General features: G+C 41.8%; 20 protein-coding genes and 1 pseudogene. 14 read left to right on the top strand and 7 right to left on the bottom strand.

The window, feature by feature from the left end:
* Nucleotides 1–209: 209 nt before the first annotated feature.
* Nucleotides 210–1,805 (bottom strand): annotated as a pseudogene (locus WKK05_RS04495) (alkaline phosphatase).
* Nucleotides 1,806–2,070: 265 nt separating this feature from the next.
* The gene (locus WKK05_RS04490) at nt 2,071–3,012 is read right to left on the bottom strand and encodes an N-acetylmuramoyl-L-alanine amidase (protein ID WP_341528583.1); all 942 of its coding nucleotides are present in this window, start codon (nt 3,010–3,012) and stop codon (nt 2,071–2,073) included.
* 577 nt (nt 3,013–3,589) lie between these two features.
* Between WKK05_RS04490 and WKK05_RS04485 the strand changes: the two genes are divergently transcribed.
* The 7 genes from WKK05_RS04485 to WKK05_RS04455 all read left to right on the top strand — a co-directional run bounded on the left by WKK05_RS04485 (nt 3,590) and on the right by WKK05_RS04455 (nt 10,883).
* Nucleotides 3,590–3,850 carry a hypothetical protein gene (locus tag WKK05_RS04485; RefSeq protein WP_341528582.1) on the top strand — a complete coding sequence of 87 codons (261 nt, stop codon included), beginning with the start codon at nt 3,590–3,592 and terminating at the stop codon, nt 3,848–3,850.
* A gap of 52 nt (nt 3,851–3,902) precedes the next feature.
* The gene (locus tag WKK05_RS04480) at nt 3,903–4,277 is read left to right on the top strand and encodes a hypothetical protein (protein ID WP_341528581.1); all 375 of its coding nucleotides are present in this window, start codon (nt 3,903–3,905) and stop codon (nt 4,275–4,277) included.
* A 341-nt stretch (nt 4,278–4,618) separates the two neighbouring features.
* A complete protein-coding gene (locus WKK05_RS04475; protein WP_341528580.1) occupies nt 4,619–5,773 on the top strand; it encodes an L-histidine N(alpha)-methyltransferase in 1,155 nt (384 codons plus the stop codon).
* Nucleotides 5,774–5,818: 45 nt separating this feature from the next.
* A complete protein-coding gene (locus tag WKK05_RS04470; RefSeq protein ID WP_341528579.1) occupies nt 5,819–6,409 on the top strand; it encodes a hypothetical protein in 591 nt (196 codons plus the stop codon).
* A gap of 97 nt (nt 6,410–6,506) precedes the next feature.
* Nucleotides 6,507–10,193, top strand: a complete 3,687-nt coding sequence (bchH, locus tag WKK05_RS04465) for a magnesium chelatase subunit H (protein ID WP_341528578.1) — start codon at nt 6,507–6,509, stop codon at nt 10,191–10,193.
* Between the two features lie 15 nt (nt 10,194–10,208).
* The gene (locus tag WKK05_RS04460; RefSeq protein WP_341528577.1) at nt 10,209–10,415 is read left to right on the top strand and encodes a type II toxin-antitoxin system HicB family antitoxin; all 207 of its coding nucleotides are present in this window, start codon (nt 10,209–10,211) and stop codon (nt 10,413–10,415) included.
* A 156-nt stretch (nt 10,416–10,571) separates the two neighbouring features.
* Nucleotides 10,572–10,883, top strand: a complete 312-nt coding sequence (locus tag WKK05_RS04455; RefSeq protein ID WP_341528576.1) for a DUF433 domain-containing protein — start codon at nt 10,572–10,574, stop codon at nt 10,881–10,883.
* Here the strand turns inward: WKK05_RS04455 and WKK05_RS04450 are convergent.
* Nucleotides 10,860–10,997 (bottom strand): hypothetical protein, encoded by a 138-nt coding sequence (locus WKK05_RS04450; protein WP_185592387.1) that lies wholly within the window; start codon nt 10,995–10,997, stop codon nt 10,860–10,862. The genes WKK05_RS04455 and WKK05_RS04450 overlap by 24 nt on opposite strands.
* Nucleotides 10,998–11,046: 49 nt before the next feature.
* Between WKK05_RS04450 and WKK05_RS04445 the strand changes: the two genes are divergently transcribed.
* From WKK05_RS04445 to WKK05_RS04430, 4 genes are all read left to right on the top strand, one after another.
* Nucleotides 11,047–11,841, top strand: coding sequence for a hypothetical protein (locus tag WKK05_RS04445; RefSeq protein ID WP_341527844.1), 795 nt, complete (start codon nt 11,047–11,049; stop codon nt 11,839–11,841).
* Between the two features lie 5 nt (nt 11,842–11,846).
* Nucleotides 11,847–12,686, top strand: coding sequence for a hypothetical protein (locus tag WKK05_RS04440; RefSeq protein ID WP_341527843.1), 840 nt, complete (start codon nt 11,847–11,849; stop codon nt 12,684–12,686).
* A gap of 9 nt (nt 12,687–12,695) precedes the next feature.
* The gene (locus WKK05_RS04435) at nt 12,696–12,890 is read left to right on the top strand and encodes a hypothetical protein (RefSeq protein ID WP_341528575.1); all 195 of its coding nucleotides are present in this window, start codon (nt 12,696–12,698) and stop codon (nt 12,888–12,890) included.
* Between the two features lie 87 nt (nt 12,891–12,977).
* Nucleotides 12,978–13,103 carry a hypothetical protein gene (locus WKK05_RS04430; RefSeq protein ID WP_341528574.1) on the top strand — a complete coding sequence of 42 codons (126 nt, stop codon included), beginning with the start codon at nt 12,978–12,980 and terminating at the stop codon, nt 13,101–13,103.
* A 54-nt stretch (nt 13,104–13,157) separates the two neighbouring features.
* Here the strand turns inward: WKK05_RS04430 and WKK05_RS04425 are convergent, their stop codons facing one another.
* From WKK05_RS04425 to WKK05_RS04415, 3 genes are all read right to left on the bottom strand, one after another.
* Nucleotides 13,158–13,553 carry a type II toxin-antitoxin system death-on-curing family toxin gene (locus WKK05_RS04425; protein ID WP_341528573.1) on the bottom strand — a complete coding sequence of 132 codons (396 nt, stop codon included), beginning with the start codon at nt 13,551–13,553 and terminating at the stop codon, nt 13,158–13,160.
* Nucleotides 13,546–14,091 (bottom strand): hypothetical protein, encoded by a 546-nt coding sequence (locus tag WKK05_RS04420; RefSeq protein ID WP_341528572.1) that lies wholly within the window; start codon nt 14,089–14,091, stop codon nt 13,546–13,548. Before WKK05_RS04420 ends, WKK05_RS04425 begins: the two co-directional genes overlap by 8 nt.
* 118 nt (nt 14,092–14,209) lie before the next feature.
* Nucleotides 14,210–15,487, bottom strand: coding sequence for a CCA tRNA nucleotidyltransferase (locus WKK05_RS04415; RefSeq protein ID WP_341528571.1), 1,278 nt, complete (start codon nt 15,485–15,487; stop codon nt 14,210–14,212).
* An 85-nt stretch (nt 15,488–15,572) separates the two neighbouring features.
* On the opposite strand from WKK05_RS04415, the gene WKK05_RS04410 reads away from it, so the two are divergent.
* From WKK05_RS04410 to WKK05_RS04400, 3 genes are all read left to right on the top strand, one after another.
* Nucleotides 15,573–15,821 carry a Ycf34 family protein gene (locus WKK05_RS04410; RefSeq protein ID WP_341528570.1) on the top strand — a complete coding sequence of 83 codons (249 nt, stop codon included), beginning with the start codon at nt 15,573–15,575 and terminating at the stop codon, nt 15,819–15,821.
* A 102-nt stretch (nt 15,822–15,923) separates the two neighbouring features.
* Entirely contained in the window at nt 15,924–16,637 is a 714-nt protein-coding gene (gene tsaB, locus WKK05_RS04405; protein ID WP_341528569.1) for a tRNA (adenosine(37)-N6)-threonylcarbamoyltransferase complex dimerization subunit type 1 TsaB, read from the top strand.
* Between the two features lie 41 nt (nt 16,638–16,678).
* The gene (locus tag WKK05_RS04400; RefSeq protein WP_341528568.1) at nt 16,679–17,377 is read left to right on the top strand and encodes a Uma2 family endonuclease; all 699 of its coding nucleotides are present in this window, start codon (nt 16,679–16,681) and stop codon (nt 17,375–17,377) included.
* A 309-nt stretch (nt 17,378–17,686) separates the two neighbouring features.
* Here the strand turns inward: WKK05_RS04400 and WKK05_RS04395 are convergent, their stop codons facing one another.
* Nucleotides 17,687–18,970 carry an aspartate aminotransferase family protein gene (locus WKK05_RS04395; RefSeq protein WP_341528567.1) on the bottom strand — a complete coding sequence of 428 codons (1,284 nt, stop codon included), beginning with the start codon at nt 18,968–18,970 and terminating at the stop codon, nt 17,687–17,689.
* Nucleotides 18,971–19,235: the final 265 nt, after the last annotated feature.

Genomic DNA, 19,235 nt, shown 5'->3' with positions numbered 1-19,235 from the left:
TTGACAATACAATAGCTCAGATCCAAGAGGGACAATGCTTTCAGTTAAAAATGCGTAGACGTGTAGATATGGAGCAAGTTCCCATCAGGTAAAGAGTTGTAGTCGAAAATCACTTGTTATCTGATTAATTCTTTAGATGGGTGCAAATGCATAGTGAAAACCCCACAGATAGAATCTGTGAGGTTTAGCTTAGTTCTATTGAAACTCGGTTAAGTTTGATATGCCCCCGGTTGTCCGTTTTGGACTAGAAACGAAGCTAGTGTGCTAACGGAGGCATTTGGCTCGGTGATAGTTGATACAACGCGATAGTCGCTTTGCCAGCGTTCTGGAGTCAGGTTGCAGCGCACATAACCGCGGAAAGCACCGTCGAAGAACTTGGTGTGGGGATTGTCGGGTAGGGCAGCTTGAACTGGGGCGATGAATGAGGTGGGAAAATCAGAAGAAATGGAAGTACCCACAAACTCTGTACCAACTGTTGTTGAGGTCGGTTGATTAAAATCAACTTTTAAGTCATGTACCCAACTAGAATGGATGTCGCCGCTAATCACGACTGGATTAGAAGGTTTCCGCAGGTTTAAAAATCTTAAGAGGCGATCGCGTGCAGCCACATAGCCGTCCCACTGATCTACGTTAAATACTCCGACTTCAGGACGAGCATCAAAATCGTATTCTGCAAACATCACCTGTTGAGCAATTACGTTCCAGCGTGCTTGAGACTAGTCTAACCCTTTGAGTAACCACTGTTCTTGCTGTGAACCAGTCAGAGTTGCATTTTTGTCAAAAGCTTGAGGGCAACGGGGTTTAAGTCCATCATCGCAAGGTTGGTCGGTGCGGTACTGTCGGGTGTCTAGCACGTTGAACTCAGCTAGGTTACCAAAAGTGAACCGCCGATAAAGCTGCGCGTTAGCCCCTTGGGGTAATGATGATTCTCGCAGTGGCATATGTTCGTAGTAAGCTTGATAAGCACTGGCTCGCCGAAAAATAAATGCTTGCTGGCTTTGATTCTCTTCAGGCGTTAAGTTAGCGTAATTGTTTTCGACTTCATGATCATCCCAGGTGACTATCCACGGGAAGGCGGCATGGGCAGCTTGGAGATTTCGGTCGGTCTTATATAAAGCGTGGCGGTTGCGATAGTCTGCAAGGGTGATGATTTCTGGACTGTTATGCTGGCGTGGTTTAGCAGATTCTGGCCCGTATTCATAAATATAGTCACCGAGATGAACAATCAGGTCGAGTTCCTCATCGGCTATGTGTTTATAGGCTGTGTAATAGCCGTTTTGCCAATCTTGGCAGGAAACAAAGGCAAAGTTTAGTTGTTTAATGGAGCTATTGAATGCCGCAGCGGTGCGAGTCCGCCCAATGGGGCTAACTTCATTGCCGACTTTAAATTGATACCAGTACCAACGCTCAGGTTCTAGCCCGCGGACATCGACGTGTACTGAGTGGGCTAATTCGGGAGTTGCTAATGCTACCCCGCGTTTTACAACCTTTTTCATGTTTTCGTCAAGGGCAATTTGCCACTGTACTTCAACATTTTGTGCTGGCATTCCACCGCCATTGAGTGGATCTGGAGCCAGTCGTGTCCACAGTACAATGCCATCTGGCAAAGGGTCACCAGAAGCAACACCGAGACTAAAAGGATAAGCAGAAAACCTTGGTGTTGCCAAAACTGGATGCCATTGACTAGCGATCGCTAATCCTGTTAATAATCCCGCACCCAGCAAAAAACTCCGTCGTTTGTAGCGATTTGATAGTAGGCGTAGGCGATTACCCAAGGGGTAGCGGCAAATCCGATCGCTATCCATAAGTTCTTTCTCCAGCTTGCTCAACTAAGCAAGATGAAGTTACCAACCTAAAATCAAGCGAGAATTAAGATCATGTTAAGTTTAACCACAAACTCATAATACTCTCGCGATAAACAGTAACGTCTATTTCTAAGAGCGCAAATCAATGCAAAAAAGAGAAGACGCAGTGACCAAGAGAGTTAGTTTAAAGCACTCCCCCGTTTCACTGCGTCTCCTGGTTTACTTCAACGTAAACTACAATCCAAATAAGCAATTAGCCATTAACCTAACCAATGAATTTCTGCCAAGTTATTGGCCCAACAATTCCATCAGCGGTTAAACCATTTTGCTGTTGAAAGCTCTTAACAGCAGCTTCTGTTTGTGGCCCGTAGACACCATCAGCCTCAATACCTAAACGGTATTGCAAGTATGCAACAACTACACCACCAGCATGATTTGGTCTGGCGATTCGTTTTGCCAAAATTAGATTTATGGCATTCCATGTTGCTTGATCTGCAATTCCGGTTTGCTGAATCCCAACAATACTTTGAAATTTTTCTAAAGCAGATTTTGTGTTTGCCCCGCCTGCACCATCTTCTACTAAAGCCTTACCATTTTTATCCTTTATTTGTAGACGATTTAAAGCTTTTTGCAGTCTGAGAACAGTGGTATCTACATTCTGCTCTTCATCTGGTACAGGGTTAACAGGAGCGCTGGCCACTTTACCAGTTAAGCCTTTGACTATTGCATTGGCCATTGCTTCAGGGTTAAAAAGATTCATATCTTTTGATGAATCAATGAAGCAACCTTCTACAAGAATTGCCGGCATATCCGTATTTTTCAGGACATACAAGTGGGAACCACTCTTAACACCGCGATTAAAAAAGCCTAATTTGACGATTTCATCTAATACTGGCTTAGCGATTTTTCTACCTGTTTCACTAGTTGCAAATACCTCTGTCCCATTGGCTTGCCCATTAAAGCAATTAAAATGAATCGAGACATACACACCTACGTTACTTGAATTAGCTTTAGAACATCTTTTTGAAAGCGAGTCTCTTACTGTACCAGCACTATCTGGTTTACATGATATTACTTCATGCCCCAAAGCTTTTAACTTAGCTATAACTCTATTACCTACATCTAAAGTTAGATTATCTTCAAATTTAATACCTCTAGCGCCTGTGTCTGGTGGGCAATTATGTCCGATATCAATTCCATACCTCATTTTTTTCTCCTTAGACCCTTGTCAGAATAGTTAATAACTCTTTAGCTTCTTGATATCTCTTTCCAATAATCATCTTGTAGCAGTATTTTTTAGCATTTGGTTATTCCTAATTAGGATATGGTGTGACTTATGATTATTCTAGTAGACAAAATCCTATTATAAGCAAATTCTATAGCCAAATTTATCTATCATAAAATCTCATTGTTAAAATACCTATTGTAACAAAAAACAAAATTAAAAATAATTCTCAATCTGAGAAATAATCTAGTTATTTTTAACATACCTGTAAATGCAGTAAGTGTAACTATTCTTCAGAGAATACCCTTGATAAAATGTAGATATCTCAGATGATATACATTGAACTTGCACGGTTCCCCACTAGGATAATTAAAAGTTAGGAGTTAGGAAGCTTGTGTATTGTGAGTGCTAAGTTTTTACTCCTGAATTTTAGATACTTATCTAGCTTGAATCAATAATTAGCAGGAGTCGATGCTGTCCGCGTTAAGCGATTCTCATTAACAAGTTTTGCAATGTCTAACAAAAAACTGCTTTACGTTTAAGTGCTACTTGCTGATTAATGTCATCTTGCGGTTTCATATTTACATTCCCGTGTTATGGCGTAACATCAGTTGGTTATGGCATAACATCGGTTGGTTATGGCATAACATTGGCTAGTTATGGCATAACATCGGTTGGTTATGGCATAACATCGGCTGGTTATGGCATAACATCGGCTGGTTATGGCATAACATCGGTTGGTTATGGCATAACATCGGTCGGTAAACTTATTCCACCCTCTGTAACCTTGTTTTATCTGAAAACTTTACCTTACTGTTAGATTTTGTGTTGCAACGGGAACATTAAATAGATAGTTTACCACGTATAAATCTATGCCTACCCAAGATGTAAGAAACCGCTTGCGTCTTCAAATAATTAGTCAAGATGTCACTTCATGGCACGGTTTGCGAACCGTCAGCACCTATGACACAACTCGTACTGATGCTTCTGCTGCAAACTTACAGCAAACTTATCAAGCTATGGTGGCACTGCAACAAGCTGAAACTGAAAAACTAGCGCTATACCGTGCTGCTGTTGATGCTGCGCGATTAGCAGAATGGGAATTTCATAATGCTGTATTAGCGATGAAAGATGTTGTGCGTGGACAATATGGGTCAGATAGTAATGAAGCCCAAGCGGTTGGACTGAAGAAAAAATCAGACCGCAAACGCCCCAGCCGTAAAAAGTCAGTTGCAGTAGTAAGTTAATCAGCTATGGAACATTTATAGCGCTTTTTATTTACATAACTAGAAACCCCATTGTAGGGACACAAGCACTGCTGTATCCCTACAGTCAGCTTATGTTCTATTCAAATTAACGTGAATTCGACAAACCTCTCCCTGGCTTGAACTTTTGTTCAAGCCTGTCCCTCTCCGGCTCGCAGAAAGACGGTTTTGCGTAGTAAAACCTTTTAGAGGTCTTTTGATTGAGCTAATTAAGCGGACATCATAGAGTTATCGAACTCACGTTCAAATTAAAAAATATATGCTAGCTTCTAGCCACTTGCAGGAGATTTATTAGATAGACTGCTTAATAAACGAAGCTCTATATGGAACCTTTAAATTTTGTGAAGCTACTAGAGAATTCCATCAATGAACCGGGTTTAGGGTGGACTCTTTGTTTTATAGGAGAAGATCAATCGAACAAACTTGCAGAACTCACGCAGGAATTGAGGGGAGAATTTTCTACAACAGGCGATGGTAAGGAAATTTTATCAGGTTTTTCGTATTGGGGTATAGGCCCGACGATCGCCTGGGATCATGCTTGCAATGATCGATTCTATCTAGTGATGAAAGAGAGCATAGAATCTTTTAGATCCCGATGGCAACAAATTAATTTAAAGAATATCAAAGATCAGAAATACCATTACGTAAGTTTAGGCGTTGGCACAGGTGAAAAAGACCAACATATTTTGAGTTTATTGCTCAAATCAAATCCTGATTTACTCTATTTTCCAGTTGATATGAGTTCGGAGATGTTGAGGCTAGGTGTACAGCAAGCAACTCGTGGCTCACAATTGAAGGGAACCCACCTGCTACCAATTCAAATCGACTTTTCAATTGATAGAAATGTTAGGGAATTACGAAAACTACTTGACAAAGTTGTTAATGATAGTCCTGTACTGTTTTCTCTTTTGGGAAATACATTAGCTAATTTTCAACAAGATACAGAACTGCTGCAAACTCTTTCTCAACTCCTTCGACCGGAAGACAAGCTACTCTTAGAAGTAGCAACAACTGAAGATTTAAGCGAAGAAGCAGCGCAAAAGGCAGCGAAAGAGTACGCTAAAACTAGGTCATTTAGAGAGTTTGTCACAAGTGCATTGCTACAAAATACTGATTTACATATCGATTTAAACAGTGTATTTTTTGAAGGTTTTGTAGAGGCTGATAGAGCAATTGTGATCAAAATTTTCTATCACAATTTAACTGGAAATACAATCGAAGTAACATTACCTGACCGCTCGGTGATGAATTTTGCAGACCAAGATACAATTCGTTTGCTTCTAAGTCGTAAGTATACTTCTACTGGCATTCAGCAAAGTATATCAGACAGCAAATTGGTACTTGTCGATAGTCTAAATACACTATTGGAACCGCGTTTAAAGAATGGATTTGGTATGGATTTAATCTTAGTTGCTCCCGATTCTTCAGGAATTAACAATAATTTTCCTGTAGTACGTGATATATGGTCTAAGCGATAAAACGCTGGCGGAAATCAGACCGCTTTAATATGAGGCGATGCGACTATGAAAAGCCTAGTGACCTTTATCACGTTTTTCCCGCTACTATTGGGATTTATTTTAGCTGCCATCTGGTGGACTAAGGAACCAAACTTTGAGTCGCTACTGACAGGTTTGGGATTATTAGCAACAATTACAGGGATTTTTGGCGAACGATGGGCATCAGCTAACGAAAAGAGGATAGAATTTCTGCGAGCTTTACTGAATGAGTGCAGTTCGAATGTCGCAATTCTATCTGATAGGCGATTTGACCCAAGCTCACACAAGCCAGGGCGACCAATAGTGTTTCCGCGATTAATTATATCAGTCACCGAAACAGCGATCGCATCTGGCGTGTTTGCAGAGCGTCAAGATAGAGATTTGTTTTCGTTGCTACATCAATGGCGACATACTGCTAATGAGTTCAATCGGAGATTAGATATTACTGAGTTGCGGACATTTACAAACCTGTCATCACAAGAAATCTGTTCGCTATATGAAGCACTACAGGAATCAAAAGAGTTCAATGAGGCACTGGGCTTAACCAAACACATGGCAACCGTTTTAAAATCTAAATATCCAAGGGGTATTGGTGAGCATGAAGTGTTAACCGCCTAAAGGAATCAAGGAAAGTGAATCTGTAGGTAGATATTTATCAATCAACCTGTAAGCTTGATTAAGATCAAAGTAAAGAAATATTTCGCAGCTTACGGGCATGAAACGCATCGTCTTGATTGCTGGGTTTGAATCGTTCAACGCTGACTTGTACAGGAAGGCGGCTTTTTTGGCTAACTCTCGCTGTTTAGAGTTGGATATTCGGGTATTTAGCGATCGCGATATTACCACCAAGCGCGACGAGGTGGAAGCAGCACTGAAGGGCGCTGATGTGTTTTTCGGCAGCTTACTGTTTGATTATGACGAAGTTTTGTGGCTGCGCGATCGTATTGCCCAAATTCCCATCCGCCTTGTGTTCGAGTCTGCTTTGGAATTGATGAGTTTAACCAAGCTTGGTGCTTTTGCCATTGGGGATAAACCCAAAGGAATGCCCAAACCAGTTAAATTCATCCTCGACAAATTTAGCAACGGACGAGAAGAAGATAAACTTGCTGGTTACATCAGCTTCTTAAAAATTGGCCCCAAGTTACTTAAATATGTACCAGTGCAAAAAGTCCAAGACTTACGCAACTGGTTAATTATCTATGGTTACTGGAACGCTGGCGGTTCAGAAAACGTCGCTTCATTATTCTGGACACTCGGAGAAAAATACTTAGGCTTAAAAGTTGGTGATATTCCGCCACCAATCGAAACCCCCAACATGGGTTTACTGCATCCCGACTATCAAGGGTTTTTTGAATCGCCCCGCGAATATCTAGAATGGTATCAAACCCATTGTAGAGACGCGATGACTCGCGTCTCCCCTAATCACGTTTCCCCAGTTATCGGAATTCTCCTCTACCGAAAACACGTCATCACCAAACAGCCCTACATTCCGCAACTGATTCGTCGTTTTGAAGAAGCTGGGTTAATTCCTTTGCCTATCTTCATCAACGGCGTGGAAGGCCATGTAGCAGTACGCGATTGGATGACAACCGAGTACGAAACTCAGCAACGACAATTAGGTAACATAGAAACGCTTTCACTTTCTAATGAAGCCGTGAAAGTAGATGCCATAGTTTCGACAATTGGTTTTCCTCTTGTGGGTGGCCCGGCTGGTTCAATGGAAGCAGGGCGACAAATCGAAGTAGCAAAGCGTATCCTGACTGCAAAGAATGTACCTTATATAGTTGCTGCACCACTGCTAATTCAAGATATCCACTCATGGACGCGCCAAGGAATCGGTGGATTGCAAAGTGTAGTATTGTATGCTTTGCCAGAACTTGATGGCGCAATTGATACTGTTCCGCTTGGCGGTTTGGTAGGCGAAAATATTTATTTGGTTCCCGAACGGGTGGAGCGATTAATTGGTAGAGTGAAAAGCTGGGTTGCTTTGCGGCAAAAACCTGCATCGGAACGCAAAATTGCAATTATTTTATATGGTTTTCCTCCAGGTTACGGTGCTGTAGGCACAGCTGCATTATTGAATGTGCCGCGTAGTCTGCTGAAATTCCTTCATGCACTCAAAGACCAAGGTTACACCGTCGGCGATTTGCCTGATGATGGCGAAGAATTGATTCGCAGGGTGAAAGAGGCGGATGAAGATATTGATGACGCAGAAAACATCCCTGCCTCTGTCAACGTTCGTACATTAGAAAAATGGCTGGGATATCTGCGAACCTCCCGCATTGAAAAACAATGGAAATCTCTCACGGGAACAGGCATTAAAACATACAGTGATGAATTTCACATTGGTGGTGTGCAGCTAGGTAATGTGTGGATAGGTGTACAACCACCTTTGGGGATACAAGGCGACCCGATGCGCTTAATGTTTGAACGAGATTTAACGCCTCATCCTCAATATGCTGCTTACTATAAATGGTTGCAAAATGAATTTCAAGCTGATGCCGTAGTTCACTTTGGAATGCACGGTACAGTGGAATGGTTGCCCGGTTCACCTTTAGGTAATACAGGTTATTCTTGGTCAGATATTCTGTTAGGAAATTTGCCTAATTTATATATATATGCGGCGAATAATCCTTCGGAATCTATTTTGGCAAAGCGTCGCGGTTATGGGGTGTTAATTTCTCACAATGTACCGCCTTATGGACGTGCAGGTTTGTATAAGGAATTGGTTGCATTGCGCGATTTAATCTCGGAGTATCGAGAAGACCCAGAAAAGAATTATGTTCTTAAGGAAGGGATTTGTAAAAAAATTGTAGACAGTGGTTTAGATGCCGATTGCCCGTTTGAAGATGCTAAACGGTTGGGTATTTCTTTTACTCCAGAAAATGTCAGGATGTTTAGCGCTCATGCTTTTAATGATTATCTGTTGAAGTTGTACGAATATTTGCAAGTTCTAGAAAATCGTTTGTTTTCTTCTGGGTTGCATACGTTGGGTGAAGCGCCGAATGAAGAGGAAATGGGGTCGTATTTGGAGGCTTATTTTGGAGACGAACCGCAGAGGCGCAGAGAACACAGAGAAGAGGTAGAAGAGGAGGAAAGGCAAATTACGGATTTGTTAATGCAAACTACTGATGAGTTGACAAATCTTTTGCGGGGGTTGAATGGGGAATATATTCCGCCTGCGCCTGGGGGTGATTTATTGCGGGATGGAGCCGGGGTGTTGCCTACAGGAAGGAATATTCATGCTTTAGACCCTTATAGAATGCCTTCACCCGCGGCTTATGAACGGGGACGAGAAATTGCTCAAAAAATTATCGGCCAGCATTTGCAAGAACATGGGACATATCCTGAAACTGTGGCGGTGATGTTGTGGGGATTAGATGCAATTAAAACTAAGGGTGAATCTTTGGGAATTTTGTTAGAATTGGTGGGTGCTGAACCTGTCAAGGAAGGTACAGGGAGAATTGTTCGTTATAAATTAAAACCGTTGGCGGAAGTTGGGCATCCTCGCATTGATATATTGGGAAATTTATCGGGGATTTTCCGGGATAGTTTTGTAAATATTATTGAATTATTGGATGATTTATTTCAACGTGCCGCTGATGCTGATGAATCAGAAGAACAGAATTTTATCAGAAAACACGCTTTGGCTTTAAAAGCACAAGGTGTAGAAAATGTATCTGCAAGATTGTTTTCTAATCCGGCGGGTGATTTTGGTTCTTTGGTAAATGATAGAGTAGTCGATGGTAATTGGGAATCTGGCGAGGAGTTAGGTAATACTTGGCAAAGCCGCAATGTGTTTAGCTACGGGAGACAAGATAAAGGCCAAGCTAGACCAGAAGTGTTGAATACTTTGTTAAAAACAAGCGATCGCATTGTTCAAGAAATCGATTCGGTAGAATATGGTTTAACCGATATTCAAGAATATTACGCCAATACAGGCGGTTTGAAAAAGGCAGCAGAAAAACAACGCGGTAAGAAAGTTACAACCAGCTTTGTTGAGAGTTTCTCGAAAGATACCACACCCCGCAACTTAGATGATTTGCTACGCATGGAGTACCGCACAAAATTAGTAAATCCTAAATGGGCGCAAGCGATGGCAAATCAAGGTTCTGGTGGTGCATTTGAAATTTCCCAACGGATGACGGCGTTGATTGGTTGGGGTGGTACTGCCGATTTTACCGATGATTGGGTATACGACCAAGCCGCAGATACTTATGCGTTAGATGCAGAAATGGCGGAGAAATTACGCAAGGCAAACCCTGAAGCTTTTCGTAATATTCTTGGCAGAATGTTAGAAGCGCATGGGCGCGGTTTCTGGCAAGCTGATACAGATAAGTTGGATAAGTTGCGCCAGCTGTATGAGTTGACAGATGAGGAATTAGAGGGCGTTACAGTTTAGAAATAAGGAAAAGCGATGAAATTTTTGATTACTATCTTTCAAGATGAAGACGGAATATTTATTGCTGAATGTCCGTCTATTCCTGGCTGTGTAAGCCAAGGCAATACTGAACAGGAAGCTGAGGAAAATATTCAAGAAGCAATAAAAGAGTGTTTAGAGGTAAGAGTTGAAAAAGGAATGCCTTTAACAGTAATAACTCGTGAAGTAGAAGTTTCAATATAATGCCTGCTGTACCAATACTAAAGCCTTCGCAGGTTATATTGTTACTCATGTCAATAATATTCCGTAAAATAAGCGATAAGCATAATTTATGCAAACTAAAAATATGATAAAAAAATCGAAAGACATTGTAGTGCGGTATTTAAAAAGGTAAATGATATGGTCATTGCAATTACAATTGAACCCCTACCCTTGGCGGTGAATCCTGATGGCGTAGTACAAGTGGGTGGAACGCGAGTGACACTAGATACAGTTGTAACAGCCTTTAACCAAGGGGCGACTGCTGAGGAAATTGTGTTTCAGTACCCATCTTTGCAGTTAGCTGATGTTTATGCTGTCATTAGCTATTATTTACGGCATCGGCAGGAAGTTGAAGAATATTTACAGCAAAGGCAACAACGCGCCAGTGAAACCCGTAAAATAAATGAGGCTAAGTTCCCTAGCTATCTAATTGGTATACAAAGCAGGTAAACTGAGGAAAGCACCTAGCAGCAGTAAAAAATTAGTGATAGTAAAGTTGCCTCGCCATCGCCCAGAACGAAAATTCAGTAATATCAAACGAATAGTATTAGAATGTTCACTCATTGAGTGCGTGCATTGTGGGGCAGAATTAGCGCTACGCAGACCAAGACACATGCGTAAAACCATTCAAACAATGGATGGTGCAGTATTTGTGGCAGGCAAGAGTAAAGAATGTACCAATCATAGTTGCACACATTTTGGTAAACATTACTACGCGACTGGCGTGTTAAAATACAGTCTGCCTTACAGTACTTATGGGCTAGACGTGCTGGCATTTATTGGTTGGCAACATGAAAATGAGCATCAACAGTTGGCAGAAATTCGGCGCTTATTAAACCAGCGTGGTGTTGAAATTAACGAAAGCAATGTAGGTAAGCTATACCGTCAATTTCTGGCACTATTGGGTGGAACGATTGCACATACACAGGAGAAATTAGCTGCCACAGCAGTCCATCATGGTGGCTTGATTTGGGCAATAGATGCCTTACAGCCCGAAGGCCACGGAACCTTACTGTATGTATTGTACGAGGTATTAAGCGGTACACCAGTAAGTGGAATTCAGTTACCACAGGCACAGGCACAAAGGTTAATTGAGTGGCTGCAACCATATAAAGAGTTACCGTATAAAGTGCTAGCAACATTGTCAGATGGGGAAAAATCAATCATTGCGGCAATGAATTCAAGTTGGCCAGATGCACCCCATCAACGTTGTCAAGCCCACTTTCTCAGTAATTTAAGTGAAGTGGTGCTGCCATTAGACACAAAGCTCAGACAGCAATTAAAAGCAGATTTAGATGATCTGCCAAAAGTCCCTGAGTACTCAGAAAGAGCCCAACACCCAGGCTCCGAACAGCAGCAAGACAGTCTCCCTTTTTTTCAGGAATCCCCTATTTGTCACGAGACATAGAGTTAATGGCAATCGAATCCCAGATTCGGGCTGCGGTTCGGGATTGTGTCAATCGCACCAGTCGCAAACCTTTTCGCTGGGGCGGTTTAAGCGGCTACCAGCAATTAGAAACTATTGGACAGATACTACGTAGTTTACCATGTCGAGAACTTGATACAGATTATTTGTCTCTCTTGTCAGTATGGATTGACCAAGCCTTAAGTAGCAATCGTTCATTAGCCTCCGACTTAGAAGAAACACACAATTGGTTGCAACGAATTGCAGAATGTTTGCACTATCCTGAACAAACCAGTCCACGCATTGATTGCGCGACCGATGTTACACAAACTGTAAAATTACCTTTAACAAGTTTTCAAGTTCGGCGCGAAATGGAAGAGTTATTACAGCAATTTCAGCCCGACCCTCAACAAAATCCCGCACAGTTTGCCTTGAAGAAAAAGCTACAAAAACTATGGCATAAATACGGTACTGATTTATTGCACTGCTATGACATTCCTGGCTTACCGCCAGATAACTTGAAAATGGAAGCTATGTTTAGCCTTTTGCGTCGCAATCAACGGCGAATTAGTGGGCGCAAATCAACTGCCGAATTACGTGATTTTGGGCAATATCAAGTTCTTTTCTTCGCCGAAAGTGAACAAATGTTGCTGACACAAATTCGGGAAGTGCCTGTAGCGGAATACAACACTCAACGTCGCAGATTAGCAATGGATGAAGCACCCCGTCAACAAAAACATCGCCTTCATCGTCATCCAGTTACCACAATACAAGCTTTAGTCGATCAACATACGGAACTTCTGACTGTGCTTGAGTCTCAAGCCCTGAAATACCAATTAGATAGCTAGGGGCTAAGTTTGATCCTCAAGGTGTACGCGATCGCCTTTTATCCCGTCGTACACAACAGTAAACAATGCTGCAATTTGTTGCCGACAAAAACTTTAATAACAACATTATTCAGAGGGTTATGGCGTCGGCAACCAGAATTAGATATAGTCCGAATTCAAGACGTGGGTTTGAGTGGCGCTGATGATCCCACAGTCTTGGAATAGTCAGCACAAGAAGGACGAGTGTTACTAACGCATGATGTAGCAACAATTACACATTATGCTTATGAATGAATTGAAGCAGGACTGCCTATGCCTGGAGTCTTTGAAGTTAGCCTTGACCTGCCAATTGGTCATGTAATTGAAGATATTTTATTGTTAGCAAAATACAGCCTTGATAGGGAATGGGAAGGGCAAATCTGTTACCTACCATTGTAAAAATCAATTAGGAAGTGAGCCATTTGGGGATGGAAATTTAATTTTGTGAAAAGTTTAAATTATTTCCGTGATGTAACTCTTCAGCATTGCCGTTAATTCTTCTTTACTAACATTGTTTTCAGCAACCTGTATTGATAGTTCATAAGCTTCTTTAGGTGTCATATTAAGTTCATAATCATTCATATTCAAAAATGTCACCATCACATCAAAAGCAGTTCGTTTATTACCATCTATAAAAGCATGGTTATTAGTAATGTGAAATAAGTATGCTGCTGCTTGTTCAAAAATTGTAGCGTGTAAAAACTCTCCGCCGTAAGTTGCTTGAGGTTGGTAAATAGCAGAATCTAGCAAACCTTCATCACGTATGCCAAGTGAGCCACCATAAAGACTAATCTGCTTACTATGTATACTTAACACATCTTGTTTTTCAATAAATTTAGGACTATGCAAGATTTCTATACACCCAATCCCATTTTTTTGTAGATGCTAAAGAAGTCAGCATAGTTTCAGTTTCTTGAGGAGTGATATCTCCTAAGTGCAGTGCATTAACCTCTTCTTTGGATAATGCGTTAATTTGAAAACTAGCTTTAATACATGATTGGATTACGTGTTTTAGAGTTTCTACAATAATATAGTTATCATCCTCTTGAGAACTGCCAGAACTGGTCTTACTTTTTAAATCTTTGTATGCAGCTACAGAATTCAATGTCTGGTTTTTGATAAATTCTATGCAGTTTTTTTTCTCAAGAAAGTACCAGTAGTTATCTATAATTTCCTTAAGTAAAAAATTGTATCTGACACAAAGCAAAACTATTAACTCACCCTGTTCTAATTGGCTGATAAACTTCTCAATAAGCTGATTAAGCTTATCAAATTTGTGCCGAAACTGCTTTAACTCCTCTCTAAGCTGATTGAGAGATATTTGTCTGCTGTTTGCCAACTCAAGTAGCTCTGCCATTGCTTCATCTTGCACGTTAGCATCATTCAAGCATCTCTCAAGTATTTCTAACTGCTCTTGAATGCTGGCAATTGTTTCTTCTGGGAGTATGAAGCTATGTACCATGTTTTATTTACCTGACTTTGTAGGTTATGCGCTTCCCATAAAACTACTCTAGAGTCTCAAGTAGTTGGCGTGCAAATGCGATCGCATCCTCCCCGGTTGTAACCCTACCCTCAGCTTTTGCTACAGCAATCTCTGTTAGCAGTTCGCCGATAATTGGCGAAGCCGGAATATCTAATGCTATAATCAACTCCTTCCCGCTGACTAACGGAGTGGGATGAGCAACCAGATCATCGGGGTTTAGGTAGCGGTTGATCAAGGGTGTGTAAGCGCCAAGGAGCTTGTCACCAAACATCGCCTCTACCCAATTATCAAGTGCTACAGCAAGAACTAATGTAGCGGGAAACATAATATCTGCGTTTTGAAACAAGAAATACTGTTCTCTCAAGGACATATTTTCTACCTTAAGTTGCGCGAACAGTCGCAAAGCAGTAGTAACACCCCGGATTTCGATACGGCTGTAAGTTAGTTGCTGTAATTCAATTTCTGCCGCTTCTGGATTTTGGTTAACAAGACAAGCAAGCTTAGCAATACCTAACCAAGTGGTTTTAACTGTCTCGCGTACATATTCTTGCAGTTCCACTCCCAGTTGTGGCCAAGTTTGTGAAAGTAAGGCAGCTGCTTTGTCAACTGCTGCTAGCTTGCTGAAGCTTTCGCGGGTGGCGCTTTTGAAGAAAGGAGCAAGTAAACTATCTTCGCCAGCAGTGGTTATCCAGGGAGTACCTTGAGCATTTGCCAACAGATAACCAATTTCTACCCTAACTCGTTCTGCTGCCACTTTGCTCAGATGTGATGCTAATGAGCGAATAGTGGCTTGGGTAGTTGGCTCAATAGTAAAACCTAGTTGGGCAGCTTGGCGATAAGCCCGCATTAACCGCAAAGGGTCATCTTCGAGGTTGGCAGGTGATATCATTCGCAAAATACCCTGTTGTAAATCGACATAGCCTTGTAAAGGGTCAATGATTTCTTGCGTATGGGGATTATAAGCGATCGCATTTACTGTAAAATCTCGTCTATGCAAATCAGTAACTAAACTATCTCCCTCTTGTTGGGCAAAGTCAGCTGTAGCGTGGGGAAACACCACACGGGCAATATGCCGTTCTCGATCAAGTAAGACAAAACCAGCTTTATAATGTTTGGCGATCGCTCTTGCTACCTTTACAGCATTAGATGGTATAACAAAATCTAAATCTAGGTATTCGCGAGTTCTGCCAAGCATGGCATCCCGCACTGCACCACCTACCATGTAAGCGGGTTCTGGTAATAATTCCAGGCTAAAAGGCCAATTTTCGGCGGCTAGGCTAGAAAGAGCTAAATGATGCATTGTAATAAAAATCAACCCAGCAATTAATGAATAACAGTTTGGCTTACGCTAGATTAACAATAAAGGCTCCGGAGTTGGTTCTATTATGTGTATTTGCGTGAATTGCCACTATGTAGACAGTTGTGCCACCTACCATGCCGTAGAAGGGCAGCACCAACAGCCCCACTTGACCGAAAATCCCACATTTGATCCCAATGAACCTTCTATCAATGTCAACATCCGTACAAAAGGAGATGTGATTGAAATGGAATGGGATGTTGTTGGCTGTCTGAGTTTTAAGCGAGAAACAGGTAAATGGTCGAAGTTGCGTCCAGGTGAATTAGTACCAACGTGACATTTGTAATTATGAGTTATCCAGTTACAAGTGAGGAGTTATAAGTTATGTACTCCTCACTTTTGAATTTTCACATTAGAAAAATAGATATTTGCATTTACTTTGACAACAGAATTAGAACATCTCACAGCAACGAAATACGCCCTAGCGCTGCATACTACCACTCCCGAATTGGGTTTGACAATTAGTAATTTTGCAGACGAAACACGTTCGCAAGTGTGGAATTTAGGGCGAGATTTATCCAGTCACATACATCAATATTTGATTGAGTCCATTAAACCGCAAACTTGGGCGGATTTGGCGTTTATTGCAGTCGCCAATGGCCCTGGTGGCTTTACTGGAACTCGTATTGGTGTTGTCACTGCCCGCACTTTAGGGCAACAGTTAAATATTCCTGTATTTGGAATTTCTACTTTAGCGGCAGTAGCTTGGTCAAAATGTATCTTGGAAATCCCCCCAACCCCCCTTAAAAAGGGGGGCGATGTTCGCCTCTTTGTAAAGGAGGCTATGGGGGATCAAGTTATCGCTGTAGAAATGCCAGCACAACGGGGTAAAGTTTTTGCTGCTATTTATCAGCTTCAACCAAATGCTTTAGGACTAACAACTTTATTACCAGATACTGTATTCACGCCAGAAGCATGGCAGGAAACTTTAGCTAACTGGAATACTAGTTATCACCTAATAGAAGCTAAATCTGGATTAGCTGCAACGGTAACAAGTATTTTAGAACTAGCTTATCTCGATTGGCAGATAGGCAAGCGTCCTAATTGGTCAGAGGCTTTGCCGTATTATGGACAACATCCAGTAGAAGTTTAATTCACAATGAGATTAATGGTTAAACTGCTGTGGAAAAGACCATGACACTCACTAATGCTCCTGTTACTCTGATCTCAACTCTGCCACCTTTAGAAAATGGTGACAAACTCACTCGTCCTGAATTTGAACGTCGCTATGATGCCATGCCGCAGGTGAAAAAAGCCGAATTAATTGAAGGAATTGTTTACATGGCATCCCCGTTACGATTTAGAAGTCACGGCAAACCTCACGCTTACATTATGGGCTGGTTAGCAACTTATGAGGCTACTACACCTGGGGTTGAATTAGGTGACAATGCTACTGTACGCCTAGATGCAGACAATGAACCCCAACCAGATGCACTGTTGAGGTTTGAAATTGGCGGACAGTCGCGTATTAGTGACGATGATTATGTAGAAGGTGCGCCAGAATTAATTGTAGAAATTGCAGCCAGTAGTGTTTCTATCGATTTGCATGAGAAGCTCAAAGTTTACCGCCGCAATCAAGTGCAAGAATATTTAGTTTGGCGAGTTTATGACCGTCAATTTGATTGGTTCAAATTAAGAGAAGGGGAATACATCCAGCTTGAATCTAATGCTGATGGTGTCATTTGCTCTCAAATATTTCCTGGATTATGGTTAGAAAAATCTGCTTTATTAGCAGGAAATTTAGCCAAAGTATTAGAAATTTTGCAACAAGGTTTGGTTAGTGAAGAACATCAAACCTTTGTGGAGAAATTAGCAGAAAGCGCTCCGAATTAATCAGGTGATCGCAATAAAAAATTATACAAATTCAATTAATGATTGCAACAGATCCTTGGATGAAGACGCGATTCATCGCGTCTCTACAGATGGTCTATTTGTCACATTCTTTTTTCAAATTGGTATTACTTTGTTATCAGTCTCTTTTTAAAAAGCATCGAGAATGATCCGGAGGAAAATCTTCTAACTCTCCAAACACTTTATAAAATATCGTAAAAAAATTTGTGCCTTTGTGCCTTAGTGGTAAAAAGTTTTGATCCACTAAGACACTAAGACACAAAGGATTTTCATCTTTGAATATTAAATTGTTTAAGCGGTAACAGTCGCCAGTGCTTTGTCAACAGCTTGGAGTGCAGTACTTACTTCTGCCTCTGTGACAATCAGTGGAGGTACAAATCGGACTACTTTTGGCCCCGCTGGTACGAGCAATACGCCCTCCTGGATGGCGGCGTTGACGATATCAGCGGCGGTTAGTGGAATGTTTGCTTGCAACTCCAAACCATTAATCAAACCCCAACCGCGAACTTCGGTAAGGTGATGAGGATATTTTGCAGCGATCGCTTTCAATCCAGTTCGCAACTGTTCACCCCGTTCTTCCACATTCTGCAAAATGTTTTCCCGCTCTAATGTCTGGCAAACGCTGAGCGCCACTCCACAGACAAAGGGATTTCCGCCAAAGGTACTGGCGTGTTCCCCTGGTTGGAAAACATCACAGAATTTCTTGCTGATCATTGCCCCGATGGGGATACCGCCACCTAAGCCTTTGGCGCTGGTGAAGATATCCGGTTCCACGCCGAGATGTTCATAACCCCATAACTTGCCACTCCGCCCCATGCCAACTTGCACTTCATCAAAAATCAATAAAATGCCAGTTTCATCACAAATCTGCCGCAGCTTTTTAAAATAGGCAATATCTCCTGGACGCACCCCGCCTTCTCCCTGCAATGGCTCAATCAAAATTGCCGCTACACGGTAGTCGCCTTCATCCAACTCGCTAATCGCCACTTCCACAGCGTTAATGTCGTTGTAATTTACATAGTGGAACCCAGGAACTAAGGGATCAAAGTATTTTTGATACTTCGGTTGTGCAGTGGCGGTAATTGTTGCTAGAGTTCGTCCGTGGAAACTAGCATTGGCGGTTAAAATTATGGGTTTTTCAATGTCTAGGACTGTATGAGCATATTTTCGCGCTAGTTTAATTGCCGCTTCGTTAGCCTCAGCCCCTGAGTTGCAGAAAAATACGCGATCGCCACAGGAATGTTGAATTAGCCATTTTGCCAATTCACCTTGCTCTGGAATGTAGTACAAATTAGAAACATGGTGCAGCTTTTGGATTTGGCGTGTCACCGCTTCTACCATAGCTGGGTGGGCGTGTCCCAAGGTGCAAGTGGCAATTCCCGCTACAAAGTCGAGGTATTCCCGTCCCTGTGTATCCCAAACTCGGCATCCAGCACCCCGTTCTAGGGCTAAGGGAAACCGGGCATAAGTAGACATGACAGCTTCATTAAAGCTGTCTGGCTCAAAGGGACTAGATGCTAAATAACCTGACTCTGGGGGGATTGTGGCTTGTTCAACTAGAGTTTCTAGGCTCACTACCGCTCCTCCTGATAATCTTTTATCGTATACTCACTTACTAGTTTCCTAGAAATATTTAAAAATTACTTGTTATTTAATGCAATTCGTACTTTCTCTTAGACTACCCCTTAGATATCCTCGTAAAGTGTGGCGTCCTAAAGCCGGAAAATTTCTCTGATTTCGTTAAGCACAGGTTAGGCGCTAGCAACTTAAGAAAACGTGAATTCGACAAATCTCTCCCTGCCTTGAACTGAAGTTCAAGTCTGTCCCTCTCCGACTCGGA

The sequence above is a fragment of the Nostoc sp. UHCC 0302 genome, from assembly GCF_038096175.1.
Classification (GTDB): Bacteria; Cyanobacteriota; Cyanobacteriia; order Cyanobacteriales; family Nostocaceae; genus UHCC-0302.
Note: the sequence above shows the minus strand (reverse complement) of the source record. Positions and strands in the feature narration are given on the sequence as shown.